The 17,884-nt window shown below is 61.0% G+C and carries 8 protein-coding genes; 4 read left to right on the top strand and 4 right to left on the bottom strand.

Going from position 1 to position 17,884, the window contains the following annotated elements; genetic code table 11:
- The first annotated feature begins 83 nt into the window (after window positions 1-83).
- From MT962_RS18695 to MT962_RS18680, 4 genes are read left to right on the top strand one after another with little or no spacing between them, the layout of a single operon-like run.
- Window positions 84-9,053, top strand: a complete 8,970-nt coding sequence (locus tag MT962_RS18695) for an Ig-like domain-containing protein (RefSeq protein WP_247366206.1) — start codon at window positions 84-86, stop codon at window positions 9,051-9,053.
- 12 nt (window positions 9,054-9,065) lie between these two features.
- Window positions 9,066-10,397, top strand: a complete 1,332-nt coding sequence (locus MT962_RS18690) for a TolC family outer membrane protein (RefSeq protein WP_247366205.1) — start codon at window positions 9,066-9,068, stop codon at window positions 10,395-10,397.
- Between the two features lie 26 nt (window positions 10,398-10,423).
- A complete protein-coding gene (locus MT962_RS18685; protein WP_024561830.1) occupies window positions 10,424-12,568 on the top strand; it encodes a type I secretion system permease/ATPase in 2,145 nt (714 codons plus the stop codon).
- Window positions 12,565-13,734 carry an HlyD family efflux transporter periplasmic adaptor subunit gene (locus MT962_RS18680; RefSeq protein WP_024556281.1) on the top strand — a complete coding sequence of 390 codons (1,170 nt, stop codon included), beginning with the start codon at window positions 12,565-12,567 and terminating at the stop codon, window positions 13,732-13,734. Before MT962_RS18685 ends, MT962_RS18680 begins: the two co-directional genes overlap by 4 nt.
- A gap of 17 nt (window positions 13,735-13,751) precedes the next feature.
- Here MT962_RS18680 and MT962_RS18675 read toward each other — a convergent pair whose 3' ends face one another.
- The 4 genes from MT962_RS18675 to MT962_RS18660 all read right to left on the bottom strand — a co-directional run bounded on the left by MT962_RS18675 (window position 13,752) and on the right by MT962_RS18660 (window position 17,839).
- On the bottom strand, window positions 13,752-15,245 hold the full coding sequence (locus tag MT962_RS18675) for a SulP family inorganic anion transporter (RefSeq protein ID WP_247366204.1): 1,494 nt from the start codon (window positions 15,243-15,245) through the stop codon (window positions 13,752-13,754).
- A 776-nt stretch (window positions 15,246-16,021) separates the two neighbouring features.
- Window positions 16,022-16,474 (bottom strand): terminase, encoded by a 453-nt coding sequence (locus MT962_RS18670; protein ID WP_247366203.1) that lies wholly within the window; start codon window positions 16,472-16,474, stop codon window positions 16,022-16,024.
- A 292-nt stretch (window positions 16,475-16,766) separates the two neighbouring features.
- A complete protein-coding gene (locus tag MT962_RS18665; protein WP_247366202.1) occupies window positions 16,767-17,159 on the bottom strand; it encodes a hypothetical protein in 393 nt (130 codons plus the stop codon).
- A 278-nt stretch (window positions 17,160-17,437) separates the two neighbouring features.
- Window positions 17,438-17,839, bottom strand: coding sequence for a hypothetical protein (locus tag MT962_RS18660; protein ID WP_152527551.1), 402 nt, complete (start codon window positions 17,837-17,839; stop codon window positions 17,438-17,440).
- Window positions 17,840-17,884 lie beyond the last annotated feature (45 nt).

Genomic DNA, 17,884 nt, shown 5'->3' with positions numbered 1-17,884 from the left:
CGGGCTCGCGTGCTGGCGTCACTAAAAATTAGCGGCATAACGCACCGCGCCAGGCGGCCCGGTGCGATTTTAAGGAGAGATCTATGGCGACCTTTGTGAGTGATGCAGTTCAACCTTCCCCTGTAACCATCGAGACGCTGGCCCGCGACGGGGGGCAGACTATCAGCACGCTGCAAAGCGGCGGCACGCGGACGTTGCTGTTGACGCAGCCCTCCATTGTTCGCGTGCACGCCACGTCGCAAAGTGTGGTGCGCTATGAGCGACAGGGCGACGACCTGATCCTGCATTTGCAGGATGGCTCTACGGTCATCTGTAAAAACTATTTTCTGGAAGCGCAAGGGCAAACCAGCGAGCTGGTTTTTGACGACGGCACGTCAGTCGCTCATGCGACGTTTCCGACCGCAGGCGAGGGCGTCGTCACACCGCAGTTTGAGGTGCTGCCCAACATCGAGCCTCTGCTTATCTCTCACAGCCATACGATGACGTACCTGACCAGCGCCCTGGGCGCGCTCGCGCTTGGCGGCATCGCCGCCGCGGCAGGCTCGGGCGGCGGCGGGGGAGGCGGCGATGGAGACAGCAACCCTACGCCGCAGCCGCCTGCTCCTGAACCGCCAACGCCTGCAGGCGTGCTCACCCCTGGCGTTATTGCTGGCGACAACGCCCTTAACGCGGCGGAAGCGGCGAGCGGGTTCGTTATCAGCGGCACCAGCGCAAATCTCAAACCCGGTTCGCTGGTGACCATTACGCTTGGCGATAAAACCTATACCGCGCCGGTGCAGCAAAATGGCGACTGGCAAGTAACCATCTCGCCTGAGGATGCGCAGGCACTGGCCGATGGCACGTTACCGGTAATCGTCAGCGCCACCGATGAATCGGGCAAAACGGTGACTGCCGAAAGCTCGCTGCTGGTGATAACCCATACACTACCGGCGCCCACCATCGATACCGCATTTGGCGATAACCTTTTAAACCTGGCGGAGAGCCAGACGGCGCAGCCGCTCACCGGTTCGACCGGCGTCAGCGGCGCGGGGCAGACGGTGCTTGTTTCCCTGAACGGGACAACCTATACCGCCACGGTAGATAACGACGGCCGCTGGTCGCTAACGCTGCCGCCAGAGGTGCTGAGCCAGCTGGCGCAGGGAGGACTCGCGGTGAGCGTGACCGCAACCGACGCCGCTGGCAACAGCGGGGGCAACAGCGCCTCGCTGCTGGTAGATACCCTGCCGCCGCCGGTGACGGTGACGGCGCTCACCAATGATAACCTGCTCAATCTTGTTGAAACGCGGCTGCCCATTGATGTTACCGGCACCGCTGAACCCGGGGCGCAGGTTGTCGTCAGCTATAACAACCAGAGCTGGAGCGCTACGGCGGATGGCGAAGGCAACTGGCTGGTAACCATACCGGCCGATACGCTGAGTGAGATGGCCAACGGGCTTTATCCTTTAACCGTGAGTGCGACCGATGCCGCAGGCAACCGCGCCGCGGTCAGCGAAACCATTACTATGGCGCTGACGCCGCCTGAGCCCACGCTGAACACGCCCTTTGGCGACGGCGCGCTTAACAGCGCCGAGGTGCAACAGCCACAGTTGCTGACTGGCACCTCCGGGGCGTTTGGCGACAGCCAGCAGGTTCTGGTCAATATCGGCGGGTTTAACGTGCGCGAGCATACCTCGTCGCTGCTGGGCAGCGACGGCCGCTGGCAGCTGGTGGTGGATGTGGCGGCAGGCGGAAATAATTATATCGCTACCGTAGACGCTAACGGCAACTGGGTGCTGGAGCTGCCGCCTGACGTGTTGCAGCAGCTAAACAATGGCGAGGTTTCCATTACGGTGGTGGCGGCGGATGGCGCGGGCAACCTCGGCGCGGCGCCGCAAGCTGAGTTTGAGGTCGACACCACGCCGCCGGAACTCACCATTAACCCCGTTACCGGCGACGATATCCTCAACGCCGCCGAGAGTCAGAGCGACCTTCTTCTCAGCGGCGGCAGCATCGATCTTGAGAGCGGCCAGCCGGTGACGGTCACCTTTAACGGCGTGGTTTACAACACCACCGTGGACGCCAGCGGCAACTGGAGCGTGACGGTGCCCAACGCCGCTCTGGCCAGTTTGCCGCAAGGGGTAATGGAGATAGTGCTCGCCACCCAGGATGTGGCGGGCAATGCCAGCAGCCTGAATCACGTAATTACCGTCGATACCGAACTGTCGCTGAGCTTTAACCCGGTAGCGGGCGATGACATCATCAACGCGGTGGAAAGCAATTCCCCCATTACCATTAGCGGCGCAGCGTCGGCGGATGCGGCGGGACGCACGGTGACGCTGACGCTGAACGGCGTGAACTACACCGCCAGCGTGCTGAGCGATGGCACCTGGAGCACCGTCGTGCCGGCAGAAGATCTGGCCGGGCTGACAGATGGCGTTTACACCATTAATGCAACGCTCAGCGACCTTGCCGGCAATACGCTCACCGTGCCGCATAGTTTTACGCTGGATGCTGACCCGTCAACCTTGCCCACGCTCACGCTTAACCCGGTTTCAGGCGACAACATAATTAATGCTGCCGAGGCGGGCCTGCCGCTGCTCTTAAGCGGCACGACCACCAATGTGGAGGCGGGGCAGATTGTGACGCTTAATGTGGCTGGCACTACGTTCACCGCCGTCGTAGGGGCCGACGGCGGCTGGAGCGTGGAAGTGCCCGCCGCTATTGTCAGTGCGCTTGGCCAGGGGGAGCAGACCATCTCAGCGCAAGTGAGCGACACCAGCGGCAACCCGGGGGTGGCCGCCCGCAGCTTTCTTGTGGACACCGAGGTAACGCTTACCGTTAACCCGGTGGCGGGCGACGACATTATCAACGCCGCCGAGGCGGGCGCAGGCGTGGCGGTGAGCGGTACGGCAAACCCGGCGGACGCCGGGCTGACGGTTATCGTCGCGCTGAACGGCGTGAACTACAGCGCCACGGTGCAGGCGGACGGAACGTGGAGCACCACCATTCCGGCGGCGGATCTGGCGGCACTTGCCGACGGCGCGTACACCCTGAACGCCAGCCTCACCGACGCGGCGGGCAACAGCACGACCGTACCGCGCAGCGTGACCCTTGACGCTGCCGCCGCGACCCTGCCGACGCTCACCATCGCGCCGCTCTCCGGCGACGGCTACCTGAACGCGGCGGAGGCCGCTTCGCCGCTGCTCCTGAGCGGCGTCACCACCAATGTGGAGGCGGGGCGGACCGTGACGCTGACGCTGAACGGCATCACTTACAGCGCCACGGTGCAGGCGGACGGCAGCTGGAGCGTGGAGGTGCCGGTGGCTGACCTGGACACTATCGCTGACGGGCTGCAGACGGTGCAGGGCAGCGTCACGGATGCCTCCGGTAACCCGGCGACGGCGAGCGGCGACATTACGCTGATTACTGATGCCGCCAGCCTGCCGGTGCTGACGGTCAATGCGGTGACTGCCGATGACGTCATCAACGCCAGCGAGGCGGGGGCAGGCGTCACGCTCAGCGGCGCCAGCGTCAACCTTCAGCCCGGCCAGCCGGTCAGCGTGGTGCTGAACGGCATCACTTACAGCGCCACGGTGGGCGCAGGCGGCAGCTGGAGCGTGAACATCCCGGCGGCGGACGCCCAGGCGCTGGCGCAGGGGAATGTGCCGTTCACCGTCTCCTCCGTCGATATCGCCGGCAACCCGGCGCAGCTCAACGACAGCCTGACGGTGGACACCGAGGTGACGCTCACCGTTAACCCGGTGGCGGGCGATGACATTATCAACGCCGCCGAGGCGGGCGCAGGCGTGGCGGTGAGCGGTACGGCAAACCCGGCGGACGCCGGGCTGACGGTGACCCTTGCGCTGAACGGCGTGATTTACAGCGCCACGGTGCAGGCGGACGGAACGTGGAGCACCACCATTTCGGCGGCGGATCTGGCGGTGCTTGCCGACGGTGCGTACACCCTGAACGCCAGCCTCACCGACGCGGCGGGCAACAGCACGACCGTACCGCGCAGCGTGACCCTCGACGCCGCCGCCGCGACGTTGCCCGTACTGTTTATCAACGCCGTTTCTGGCGATAACTACATTAACGGCAGCGAAATCAGCCAGCCGCTGACGCTCAGCGGCACGGCAACGAACGTTGAGGAAGGACAGACGGTCACGCTCGATTTTGCGGGTAACAGCCTGAGCGCGGTAGTCGGCGCGGATGGGACCTGGAGCGTGGAGGTGCCAGCGATCATTATCAGCGCGCTGGGGCCAGGCTTATACGCTGTGACTGGGCAGGTCAGCGATGCCAGCGGCAACCCGAGCAGCGCGACGGGCGAGTTTATCGTCGATACCACGATCAGTCTGACGATCGATGCTGTCGCCACAGACGACATTATTAATGCCGCCGAAGCGGGCGCAGGCGTGGCGGTGAGCGGCACGGCCTCGGACACCGACGTCGGGCAAACCGTTACCGTGACGCTGAACGGCGTGAACTACAGCGCCACGGTGCAGGCGGACGGAACGTGGAGCACCACCATTCCGGCGGCGGATCTGGCGGCGCTTGCCGACGGACCTTATACGATAAACGCCAGCCTGACCGACATGGCGGGCAACAGCACGACCGTACCGCGCAGCGTGACCCTCGATGCCGCCGCCGCGACCCTGCCGACGCTCACCATCGCGCCGCTCTCCGGCGACGGCTACCTGAACGCGGCGGAAGCCGCTTCGCCGCTGCTCCTGAGCGGCGTCACCACCAACGTGGAGGCGGGGCGGACCGTGACGCTGACGCTGAACGGCATCACTTACAGCGCCACGGTGCAGGCGGACGGCAGCTGGAGCGTGGAGGTGCCGGTGGCTGACCTGGACGCGGTTGCTGACGGGCTGCAGACGGTGCAGGGCAGCGTCACGGATGCCGCCGGTAACCCGGCGACGGCGAGCAGCGACGTCACGCTGATTACCGATGCCGCCAGCCTGCCGGTGCTGACGGTTAACGCGGTGACTGCCGATGACGTCATCAACGCCAGCGAGGCGGGGGCAGGCGTCACGCTCAGCGGCGCCAGCGTCAACCTTCAGCCCGGCCAGCCGGTCAGCGTGGTGCTGAACGGCATCACTTACAGCGCCACGGTGGGCGCAGGCGGCAGCTGGAGCGTGAACATTCCGGCGGCGGACGCCCAGGCGCTGGCGCAGGGGAGTGTGCCGTTCACCGTCTCTTCCACCGATATCGCCGGCAACCCGGCGCAGCTTAACGACAGCCTGACGGTGGACACCCAGGTGACGCTCACCGTTAACCCGGTGGCGGGCGACGACATTATCAACGCCGCCGAGGCGGGCGCAGGCGTGGCGGTGAGCGGTACGGCAAACCCGGCGGACGCCGGGCTGACGGTGACCCTTGCGCTGAACGGCGTGATTTACAGCGCCACGGTGCAGGCGGACGGAACGTGGAGCACCACGGTTCCGGCGGCGGATCTGGCGGTGCTTGCCGACGGCGCGTACACCCTGAACGCCAGCCTCACCGACGCGGCGGGCAACAGCACGACCGTACCGCGCAGCGTGACCCTCGACGCCGCCGCCGCGACCCTGCCGACGCTCACCATCGCGCCGCTTTCCGGCGACGGCTACCTGAACGCGGCGGAAGCCGCTTCGCCGCTGCTCTTAAGTGGCGTCACCACCAACGTGGAGGCGGGGCGGACCGTGACGCTGACGCTGAACGGCATCACTTACAGCGCCGCCGTGCAGGCGGACGGCAGCTGGAGCGTGGAGGTGCCGGTGGCTGACCTGGACGCGGTTGCGGACGGGCTGCAGACGGTGCAGGGCAGCGTCACGGATGCCGCCGGTAACCCGGCGACGGCGAGCGGCGACATCACGCTGATTACCGATGCCGCCAGCCTGCCGGTGCTGACGGTCAATGCGGTGACTGCCGATGACGTCATCAACGCCAGCGAGGCGGGGGCAGGCGTCACGCTCAGCGGCGCCAGCGTTAACCTCCAGCCCGGCCAGCCAGTCAGCGTGGTGCTGAACGGCATCACTTACAGCGCCACGGTGGGCGCAGGCGGCAGCTGGAGCGTGAACATTCCGGCGGCGGACGCCCAGGCGCTGGCGCAGGGGAATGTGCCGTTCACCGTCTCTTCCACCGATATCGCCGGCAACCCGGCGCAGCTTAACGACAGCCTGACGGTGGACACCGAGGTGACGCTCACCGTTAACCCGGTGGCGGGCGATGACATTATTAATGCCGCTGAGGCGGGGGCGGGCGTGGCGGTGAGCGGTACGGCAAACCCGGCGGACGCCGGGCTGACGGTGACCATCGTACTGAACGGCGTGATTTACAGCGCCACGGTGCAGGCGAACGGGACGTGGGCCACCACGATCCCCGCCGCTAACCTCGCGGCGCTTTCTGATGGTGCTTACACCCTGAACGCCATTCTTACCGATGCCGCAGGCAACAGTACTACCGTGCCGCATACCGTGACGCTGGACGCCGCCGCTGCGTTACCCACGCTGACCATTAATGCCGTTTCTACTGATAACTACATTAACGGCAACGAAATCAGCCAGCCGCTGATTCTGAGCGGCAACACCACCAATGTGGAAACTGGCCGGATAGTAACGCTGTCCTTTTCCGGCAACCCTTTAACCGCTGTGGTGGGGGCGAATGGCGCATGGAGCGTGGAAGTGCCGGCGAGCATCGTCAGCGCGCTGACGCCTGGCGTTCACCTGGTGATGGGGCTGGTGAGCGATGCCAGCGGCAACCAGTCAAACGCAACAGGCGGATTTATTGTCGATCTCACCGCCGATCTGACCATCAATCCAGTCGCTACGGACGATATTATCAATGCCGCTGAAGCCGGGGCCGGGGTCATAGTAAGCGGTACGGCGGGGATTCTGGATGCAGGGCGGGTGGTGAACATAAGCCTGAACGGTAAAACCTACACCGCCACCGTACAAAGCAACGGCAGCTGGAGCGCCACGCTTGCGGCCGCTGATTTAACCGCGCTCGCCGACGGGCCTTATACGCTGAACGCCAGCCTGACCGATGCCGCTGGCAACAGCATCTCTGTGCCGCGCACTATTACGCTTGACGCTACGGTTGCGCTCGCCATCAACACGGTCGCCACCAATGACATTGTTAACGCGACTGAGAGGGATGCGGGTATTACGATCAGCGGTACGGCAAGCCCTGCCGATGCCGGACTAACGGTAACGGTAGACGTGGGAGGCGTTGATTACCCCGCGGTGGTGCAGCCGGACGGGAGCTGGAGCGTTGGCGTAGCGGGGCAGGATCTACGTTTACTGGCGGATGGGCTATGGCAGTTTACCGCCGCGCTGACGGATGCGGTGGGCAACAGCATAACGGTTTCACGCGACGTTGAGATAGATACGCATGCCAGTTTGAATATTGATGCTATTGCAGCCGATAACATTATCAACGCCACGGAAGCGCAGGCCGGGATAACGATAAGCGGCACCGGAGAAACGAAAGATGTCGGTTCGCCGATAACGCTCCTGCTAAACGGCGTGACTTATACGACAACGCTGCAAGCCGACGGCACATGGCGTATTGAGCTTCCTTCTTCAGTGTTGCTGGCATTACCCGACGGGGCATATCAGGTTACTGTCGATTTAACGGATAACCAGGGAAATACGGGCGAGGTACAACCCAATCTTATAGTCGACAAAACGGTAACGCTCACGGTCGATCCTGTGGCGTCGGATGACATCATCAATGCCGCTGAAGCGGGATCTGATGTGGCGATAACCGGTACGGCGGACAGTGCGGATGTCGGCCGCACCGTCACCGTATCGCTCGGCAGTTTCGTCTATACCGCAACGGTGCAGAGTGACGGCAGCTGGAGCGCAACGCTGCCTTCCACAGATTTAGCCACGCTTGCCGACGGGTCTTATACGCTGAACGCCTCGCTCACCGATGTCGTCGGCAACAGCATTAGCGTGCCTCATAGCTTTACCCTGGACGCCGCCGCCGCCACGTTGCCGACGCTGCTTATCAATGCGGCTTCTGACGATAATTACATCAATGCTATCGAAGCGAACCAGCCGCTGGCCGTCACCGGCATCGCCTTTAATGTAGAAGAAGGACAAACGGTTACGCTCTCTTTAAATAGCAACACGTATACCGCGACGGTTGGCGCGGCTGGCGTCTGGAGCACCGTTATCCCTGCGGATGTTATCGCCGCTCTGGACGATGGCGTTTACACGCTGGTCGGCTCGGTCAGCGACGCCAGCGGCAACGCTGTTGATGCTGGGGGCGGTTTTACCGTAGACACGCAGATAACGCTTGCTATCGATCCCATCGCCTCAGACGACCTTATCAACCAGGCGGAAAGCCTGGCGGATGTGACGGTGAGCGGCAGCGCTTCGCCGGTGGATGAAGGCGGCGAGGTCGTCGTTACCTTAAACGGCCAGTCATGGACCGCGACTATTCAGGGTGACGGCAGCTGGAGCACCATCATACCTGCCGCCAGTCTGAACGCCCTGGCTGATGGCACCTATCCGTTGCAAGCCTCTTTGACCGATGAAGCGGGCAACAGCATTTCGCCTGCGCGGAATGTGACGATTGACCGCACGGCGGCCGCGCCTGCGATTGAGAGCGTTAGCGCTCTCGCGCAGGAGGACTGGCAGGCTGAGGCGCTCCCCACAAGCGAATCCGACCAGGCGATTACGCCGCAAAATCCTGGCTACAGCATCGGCGGGATGAGTGTTATCCAGGCCGACGGCGCTTCGACAGCGGCAGGCGCCGACGACGCGGTTTTTATGCCGGACGAGCCGCAAACGGCCGCGCAACGCTATGGCTTCAGCCTGTTGGGGCTGGAAAGCGCCACAGAGGAAAGCGGCGCGATCGCGCCTGGGGGGGACAGCGCGCAAGAAGAGAGCCAGAGCCCGACGTTCAGCGCCTCGCAGGGCGAGAGCGTGACGCTGCTGAATGCGCCGGAAGGAATGTGGGACTTCAGCAGCCAGCGGACGGTGGACGTTCAGTTGACCGACGTCTGGCATAACGGCGCGTTAAGCAACGGCGATCCGCTGGGCGACGCGCTCCTGGAGCAGAACATGCATGTGCGAGTCCAGTAAAGGGCGAGGCGTATGATGAAGCTACCTCTTTCTTCCCTCTGGCTGCTTCTGCTGGCTCTGCCGCTGCCAGCGGCGAGCGGCCTGCTGACGACCTCTGCTGAACCCGCTTTCAGCGCGCCGCCGGCAGAGCCAATGCGCGCCGACGACAGCGGCCTGCGCGAGGCTATCCTGCGCGCCTTCGCCCGGCATCCCCGTATTGCCGAGGCGGCGGCGCAAATACAAGTCAGCCGCGCCCGGCTCGATGAGGCGAAAAGCGGCTGGTACCCGCAGATAGCGTTGCAGGGCAGCGCCGGACACGCCGACAGCACCCGCAGCGACGGCGCCGGCGGCGTGACGCTCAGCCAGCTTTTATATGATTTTGGCAAAACTCGCGGCCGCGTTGACGAACAGGAACGGCTGACGGAAGCGAACCGCTTCGCCCTCTACGACACGCTTACCCGCGTGGCGCAGGAGACGCTGCTCGCCTGGCTTGATGCTAAGCGGCAGCAGACGCTGGCGCAGGCCAGCCGCGAGCAGCTCAGCGGGCTTGAGGATATTGCACGGCTGGCGACGCTGCGCGCCGAGGCCGGGCTTAACTCCGACTCCGATAAACTCCAGGCGCAGACGCGCATCGACGGCATGCGGGCCAGTGAAGCGCAGTATCAGGCGCTGGAACAGGCGGCGCTGGCGCGCCTCTCGGTATTGACCGGCGACGCGAACCCGCAGCTCGGGCCATTGCCGCCGCTGTTCGCCCGCGAACCGCTAAAGCGTATTGATTACGAAAGCACGTCGGCGGTGCGCAGCGCCCGCGAAAAACAGCGCGCCAGCGACGAACGGGTGCGCCAGGCGCAGGCCGACCGCTGGCCGACGTTAAAAGCGGAGGCGGGACGCACCCGCTACATCAATAACGGTGATGGCTGGTGGGATGACAGCGTGCAGCTGCGCGTCAACGCGCCCCTCTATCAGGGCGGCGCCATCAACGCGCGGGTGCAGGCGGCCGAAGGCGAGCGGGAAGCGGCACGGGCCGAGGTAGAGCAGGCGCAGCGGCTTATCGATCAGAGCGCTGCAAATGCGAATGCGGCGCTGACCGGCGCTAAGGCCCGTCTGCGAGCGGGCGAGCGGCAATACCAGAGCGCCGTGCGTACCCGGGAGGTTTACCGGAACGAATATCAGTTGGGCAAGCGCAGCCTGAACGACCTGCTCAGTAGCGAACAGGATCTTTTTCAGGCGCAAATCACCCGTGAAGAGGCGCGTTTTGACGCCGCCGTGGCGAGCGTTAACTATGCGGCGGCGGCAGACACGCTGCTCGACTGGTTCGACATCGACAGAAGCGCGCAGAGCGGCGACACGCTGCCTTCACTCTGACCCAGGCGAGAGCATGAGGATGGATTATGACGATATCCATAAATGAAAACGAATGCTGGCTGCAACTGCTCGCCCGAAGCGCCGCCGCTTTTGGTCGTCCGGTGAATGCTGAACTTATTCGCCAGCAGATGCGCTGGCACCACGCGCCGCATGATGGCGAGGCGCGGGAAAAGCTGGCGGCGCTAATGGGGTTGCAGCTAAGCCAGGTAAGCCCGGGTGAGATAAGCTGGCACGATGAAATATTGCCCGCCGTGCTGATGCTGAACGACGGCACGCCTGTCCTTATCGAGAGCATAAACCGCCAGGGGCTGGTCAGCTACTGGCTCTGCCGGGGTGGCGATGTGGTGCGCCAGGCGCCGCTGCGTAAACTATTGAGCCACGCCCGGGACGAAGTGGTATTGATAGGGCTGGTGCAGCGCGTGCGCGATGAGCGTATCGATGCGTTTCTTAAGCCATGGCAGCGCCACTGGTTCTGGAAGCATTTTCGCGCCATGAGCGGGGTCATGGGCGATATTGTGCTCGCCTCGCTGGTCGCCAATACCCTGACGCTGGCGGGCATTCTCTTTTCTATGCAGGTTTACGACCGGGTGATCCCGGCGCAGTCCTGGCCTTCGCTGTGGGTGCTGGCGGGCGGCGTGCTGTGCGCCGTGATAATGGAGTTTGTCCTGCGGCTGATGCGCAATCGCCTTGCGGACGTCACCGGCAAGCAGATAGATCTGCGCATTTCGGCGATGCTGTTTGCCCGCACGCTCGCTATTCGTAACGAACATCGCCCCAAAGCCACCGGCTCTTTTATCTCCCAGTTGCGGGAAATCGACCAGTTGCGTGAACTGCTGACCTCCACCACCCTGGGCGCCGTGGCGGATATTCCTTTTATCGCGCTGTTTTTACTGCTGCTGGCGTTTATCGGCGGCGGGCTGGCGTGGATCCCGCTGCTGGCGCTGCCGCTTATTCTCATTCCCGGGTTGCTCATCCAGCTGCCGCTGGCGCGCCTGACACGCGAGGGGATGCGCGAAGGGGCAATTCGCAACGCGGTGCTCGTGGAGGCCGTCGAAGGGGTTGAGGATATCAAAGCGCTCCAGGCGGAGCCGTGGTTTCAGCGCCAGTGGGAGCAGACCCATGAAGTGAGCGCGCAGATAGCCATTCGGCAGCGGGAATGGGCGGCGCGTTTTAATGGCTGGGTGTCGGCGGTGCAGCAGATGACCTACGCGGCGATGCTGGTTTACGGCGTATTTCTGATTATCGACGGCACGATAACCACCGGAACGCTGGTGGCCTGCAGCCTGCTTTCTTCGCGCGCTATCGCGCCCTTATTACAACTCACGCTGCTCTTCTCGCGCTGGCAGCACGCCCGCAGCGCGCTGCAGGGGCTTGATGAACTGCTGAAAAAACCCCTCGATACGCCGGAAGAAGAGCGGCGGGCGCACTGTCCGGCGCTGCCCGGTCATTATCGGTTGTGTCAGGTGCAGTACGCCTGGGCGCCGGAAAGCGGTAAGCAGGATCTGCATATCAATCAACTGCAAATTATTCCCGGCCAGCGCGTGGCGGTCCTGGGGCGCGTCGGCGCGGGCAAATCCACATTGCTGAAGCTGCTCGCAGGCCAGGTGCAGGCGACGCAAGGCAAGGTGTTGCTTGACGGCGTGGATATGCGCTGCCTCGACCCGCTGGAGGTGCGCCAGGCGGTAGGCTGGCTGTCGCAGGAGTCGCGGCTCTTTTTCGGCACGCTGCGCCAGAACCTGCTGCTTGGCAACCCCTGCGCCAGCGAGCAGGCGATTCTCGACGCGCTGCGCATCAGCGGCGCGCTGAGCCTGATTGAGCAAGACGCCGCAAGCCTCGACCGCATGATTCTGGAGGGGGGGCGCGGGCTTTCCGGGGGGCAAAGGCAGATGATTTTGTTAAGCCGGCTGATACTGCGCAACCCGCGCATTGTGCTGCTTGATGAGCCGACGGCTTCTATGGATGAGCAACTGGAGCAGCAGGTGATCCATCGCCTTGGCGGCTGGCTTGAAGGGCGCACGCTGGTGCTGGTAACGCACCGTCCCGCGCTGCTGCGGCTTACCAACCGGGTGGTGGTGATGGATAACGGTCACATTATCGCCGATGGCGCTCGCGAGGAGGTGCTGAACAGCTTCCTGCCTGCGAAGCCCACCGGCAAGGAGCATGCAGCATGAGCAAATTTATTCTCTATCGTAAGCTGCGCCATGAGAGGCGCAACGCCACGCGCATCATCTGGGCGTGCAGTTTGACGCTTGCGCTGTTTCTGGTCTGGGCCTGGTTTGCGGTGCTCGACGAGGTGACGCTCGGCAGCGGCAAAATTACGCCTTCCAGCAAAGCGCAGGTTATTCAAAGCCTGGACGGCGGCGTTATCGACAAGGTGTTTGTTCAGGAAGGGCAGATGGTGGCGCAGGGTCAGCTGCTGGCGAGGCTGGACCCGGTGCGCTTTCAGTCAAATTTTGGCGAGGCGCAAGCGCGAGCGCGCAACCTGCAGGCTTCCGCCGAGCGGCTGCGCGCCGAACTAAGCGGCGAACCGCTGCGCTTTAGTCCTGAGATTGAGCAGGACGCCGCGCTGGTCGCCCGTGAACGGCAGCTTTATGAATCACGCCGCCGCAACCTTGAGGAGACGCTAAGCCATCTTCAGCAGTCGGCACGGCTTGTGGAGGATGAGCTGCGCATGACCGAGCCGCTGGTGACGCAGGGCGCAGCGGGCAAGGTGGAGGTTATCCGGCTGCGTAAAGAGCTCAGCGCGTTGCAGGGCAAAATGGACGAAGCGCGTAACGACTACGCGGTGCGCGCCCGTGAGGAGCAGGTGAAAAACAACGCTGATCTCGACGCCCAGCGGCAGATCGTGGCGGGCAAGCGCGATCAACTTACACGGGCGACGCTCCATTCGCCGGTGCGCGGCATCGTCAAAGATATCCAGCTTAATACGCCAGGCGGCGTGCTGGCGCCGGGGGACAAGCTAATGGAGATCGTTCCGGTGGAAGACCGGCTTTTAGTCGAAACGCGCATCAGCCCGCGCGACATCGCCTGGATTCGCCCGGGGCTTGCAGCAAGCGTAAAGATTACGGCCTACGATCCGGCGATTTACGGCGCGCTGCCAGGAGAGGTAGAGATGGTTTCCGCCGACACGCTGCAGGATGAGGTCAAGCGCGACCAGTGGTTTTATCGCGTCTATATCCGCACCCAACGCGCGGCGCTGATCAATAAAGCGGGCAAAAGCTTCCCGATACTGCCGGGCATGGTGGCGGACGTGGAGATAAAAACCGGCCAGAAATCGGTGCTGGATTACTTAATCAAACCGCTCAACAAGGCCCGGGAGGCGCTGCGCGAACGCTAGCGCCGCCGGGCTGCTGATTAGATTTTGCCGCTCAGGCGCTGGTGGAAATCGTGGCTGCGCAAATCCAGCCCTTCGATTTTTACTTTTGCGCCGTGGTGGCGATAGCGGGTTTCAATGGCGTCGAGCGCCGCGACGGTGGAGGCGTCCCAGATTTGCGCGTGGGTGAGGTCAATGGTTACGCACGAGGGATCGTCGGCATAGCGAAAATGCTCGTAGAGATCGTTGCTGCTCGCAAAGAACAGCGGGCCGCGCACGGTATAACGCACCGCTTTATCCTCGTCGACCACTTCGCGGTCGGCATGTACCACATGCGCGACGCGGCGGGCGAAAAGCACCATGGCGAAGATAACCCCGCCTGCGACGCCCACCGCGAGGTTGCCGGTCCAGACGGTGACGACTACGGTCGTCGCCATCACCAGCGTTTCCGAAAGCGGCATGCGCTTGAGGGTGGCTGGCGCAATGCTGTGCCAGTTAAGGGTTTTCACCGCCACAATCATCATGATGCCCGCCAGCACCACCATCGGGATTTTCGCCATCACGGCGCTGAGCCCGGTCACCAGCAGCAACAGCACCAGCGCTGCGGCGATGGTGGAAAAGCGCGAACGCGCTTTGCCAAGCTCCACGTTCACCACCGTCTGGCCAATCATCGCGCAGCCCGCAATGCCGCCGTAAAAGCCGGCGAGAATATTGGCGATGCCCAGGCCCCAGCATTCGCGACGCTTGCTCGATGGGGTATCGGTAATGTCATCCACAAGCTTTGCCGTCAGCAGCGACTCCATCAGCCCGACAAACGCCACGCTGAGCGCGCAGGGCCAGATAATTTGCAGCGTTTGCAGGTTCAGCGGCACCAGCAGTTCGGTAAAGCCTGGCAGACCTGCCGTCATCGGCCCTTCGTCGCCAACCGTCGGCAGCGTATAGCCGCCATATACGGCGATAAGCGTAACGGCGACAATGGCGACCAGCGGGGAGGGGACGCTTTTCAGCACGCGCGGCAGCAGCAGCACGATAACCAGCGTGAGGGCGAACAGCAGCAGAACGGTGGTGTTTTGTCCCCATACGTGCGGCACCTGGGCCATAAAGATGAGGATACCGAGCGCGTTCACAAAGCCGGTCATCACCGAGCGGGGGATATAGCGCATCATGCGCGCAAGGCCGAGTACGCCAAACAGGATCTGGATAATCCCGGCCAGCGCCACCGCGGGCAGAATGTAGCCGACGCCGTGCTGGTGCACCATCGGCCCAATCACCAGCGCAACCGAACCCGCGGCGGCGGTCACCATCGCCGGGCGGCCGCCCAGCAGCGACATGCAAAAGCAGAGCACAATCGAGGCGATAAGGCTCACTTTCGGGTCGACGCCCGCGATAACCGAAAAGGAGATAACTTCCGGGATCAGCGCCAGCGCGGTAATCACCCCCGCCAGGGTTTCGCGCAGCAGCAGGCGCGGTGTACGCACTACGTGCGCAAAGGAAAGCTCGCGCGCGTGCGGCGCGACAGTATGAGTTTCAGCCATAGGAATTCGCAGGTGTTGTTGTCAAACGCCCATTCTGTGGGGCGGCGTGAAGGGTAGGGATAGTAGCGGCACAGGCGGGCGATTTCCAGCGGTTATCCACGCTTAGATACTGGCGAAAGCGGTCGGACGAATTTCATCCGCGCGCCGATAGCCGCTTTTCGGCCGCATCGCAGATATAAAAACAACCGCAACGGGTGAGTGTCGTTGGGCGTTTTTGGTCGGCATGAAAAGGCTTGAATCAATCGCATAACCAACTCTTTTAAATGCAACAAATATTTTTCGATATTGTTAGATATAACTTAACGTATAACATCAGCAAAAAGTCATCTCTCTTTCGCTCCAGTTATCGCCTGCAGCCTTTCGTGCAAAATTCGTCCGTGATCCGATGAAATGGGCGTCGCACTTTGCACATTTTCATGGACTGAATGATCAATCTTGACCAGAATCCGGGCATTTTTTGCAATCTTGATCACTTTGGTTTTCGCACTACTGCCCTGCGAAAATGATCACCTCCTCCTGTACTAGCAAATGATAATGAACAAAAAATATATAAATCATCATCCGGGTAAAACCAATCTCCACAGAATCAAACAATTAGTCAGATGATGATGACGATGAAACACGAAAAATCAGCCTTTCCCCGCGCGTCCGTGCCTCCGTGGCGAGGCCATCTCACCAGAAGTACCTTTGAAAACATTGCACAACCGTAAGTTAAAACACGCAAAAGATTCGGAAAAAACCGGTCAGACCCGTTAAACCCCGAAATTCTTGCTGTTTTAATCTTCGCCTGTAGGGGCTGGTGGTTGCACGGCTTCGGAAATTTGCAGCGCATTGTGGACAATAACAATTTCCCGCTCCGGTGGCTGGGGCTTGTTCTGCCAGTATTCACCCCGGCGGTTCTTCAGCCAGAAAATACAGGCGGCGGTATCTGGCGGGTAGTGCCGGACGGTTTGCGTTTTCACCACTTTACCATTGATAACCCGTATATCGTCTTCCGGATGCTGGTAGCCTGTGGTTTTCTGGTACAGCGCCTCGACCACGAGCGCATCTGCAAATAACTTTCCTCTTTTGGGACTGAAAAAAAACTGTGGAAAGCGCTTTTTAAAGTGATTTATCTTGCGCTCATCGACACCAGGCACTGTACCCATTTCCGCATCGGTCAGCCCCATACGGCACAACCTCAACGCCATATCGGCAAATTCATCACGGTATTTTGTCGGTCTGCTCATCGTCTGCCCCAGTAATGACGATCCAGCACCACCAGCAGACCACGAAAATAATGGTCTTCACTCTGTACTATCTGTTTGCACTTTTTCTCATAGGCGCGCCAGTGCATCCCTTTGGGCTTCGGGAAAGAGCTTGGTCTACGTAACAGATTATTTACTTCCGGTTCATCCTCGCCCCACAGGGCAGTGCACAACCCCCGCACCCGGCGTAATTCTCGCTCGCGGGGTGCTTCACTCTGGCATAAAACCGGGGTTTTTCATGCGATGCTGACAGGCGGCGCACCTCGAGCGACCTTCACCGGCTGCTGGACCAGCGCAATGTCTGCACTTCGCGGCACTGCTCAGGGTCATAAATGGCTATCCCTGTGATATGTTCTTCATCGCCTTTAATATCCAGCGTTTTGATCCCAAGCCCAAGCGCGTCCACAGCATCAAAAATGCGGGCCTGTAGTTCCTCGTAGTCCGTTGCTGGTGGATAAATGTCATCGAGCGCCAGCACGATTGCCGCCGCTTCGTCAGGGTTAACGGGGATCATCTGATTTTTCTCTTCCAGATAATCGCTATCCTGAGAAAACAGCGCAGCCTTCGATGAAATGTTTACCCGCTTGCTATCGTCACACCATGCAGCAGGGGCAACTAATCCTGTTGCCTTTTGTTGTATGGCAGCACCATCGATTTTACTGCCCACCAGCACAACCTCACCTTTAGCTATCCAGTCCTAGACGGTCTGGCGGCTTACACCTTTGTGGCGGGCGTAGGCGGCTTTAGTCATTAGCATGTAATTGCTCCGGGTTGCCTTTCTGTCAGCTTAACGCGCTGTATGAAGAACGGCCAGAGAGCGCGGGGGCTATGTTAAATAGTATCCGGTGAAAGGCATAAAAAAGCCCCGCAGGGCTTTAGGATTCAACGGCGGATACATCCGCAATACCGGCTTTAATCCCCTCGCGATAAGGGGGCTACATCAATTTACTTGATATCAGAAAGCGAGCCGTAGTCGATGTTACAGTCTATTGAACTAATAATGTCTTTATTTTTCGATACATCCAGCCATGCAGATGCCTCATGTTCATCACTAACTCTGTTTAAACTTTCGTTTATCGTGTAGCTATAGATACCATTTTTAAACTCTACTGAGCTGTTTAGCCCCGTACCAACAGGAATTTCTTGCGTAATACTTAGGTGTTTTTTGTTAAATCCATTTCTGGTTTGGAATTTTTTTCCGAATTTATACGTTAAGTTATACCCATCTTGATAGATAGAGATTGATTTATTATTTTGTGTTGAGCATTTAAATATTAGCTCATTCGCTCTTGCATTAATCGATAAGGAAGATGCAAGTATTGCAATTAATGAGATTAATAATTTCATATTTCTCTCCGAAGCTAGTTTGATTCTGGTTTTTCATTTGCTAAT

The organism is Franconibacter sp. IITDAS19 (genome assembly GCF_023079515.1).
GTDB lineage: Bacteria > Pseudomonadota > Gammaproteobacteria > Enterobacterales > Enterobacteriaceae > Franconibacter > Franconibacter pulveris.
Note: the sequence above shows the minus strand (reverse complement) of the source record. Positions and strands in the feature narration are given on the sequence as shown.

Bases quoted from the DNA above. Each gene is read 5' to 3' on its own strand.
- MT962_RS18695 (WP_247366206.1), top strand. From the start codon at position 84: ATGGCGACCTTTGTGAGTGATGCAGTTCAACCTTCCCCTGTAACCATC.
- MT962_RS18685 (WP_024561830.1), top strand. From the start codon at position 10,424: ATGACGATATCCATAAATGAAAACGAATGCTGGCTGCAACTGCTCGCC.
- MT962_RS18675 (WP_247366204.1), bottom strand. From the start codon at position 15,245: ATGGCTGAAACTCATACTGTCGCGCCGCACGCGCGCGAGCTTTCCTTT.
- MT962_RS18670 (WP_247366203.1), bottom strand. From the start codon at position 16,474: ATGAGCAGACCGACAAAATACCGTGATGAATTTGCCGATATGGCGTTG.
- MT962_RS18680 (WP_024556281.1), top strand. From the start codon at position 12,565: ATGAGCAAATTTATTCTCTATCGTAAGCTGCGCCATGAGAGGCGCAAC.
- MT962_RS18660 (WP_152527551.1), bottom strand. From the start codon at position 17,839: ATGAAATTATTAATCTCATTAATTGCAATACTTGCATCTTCCTTATCG.
- MT962_RS18690 (WP_247366205.1), top strand. From the start codon at position 9,066: ATGATGAAGCTACCTCTTTCTTCCCTCTGGCTGCTTCTGCTGGCTCTG.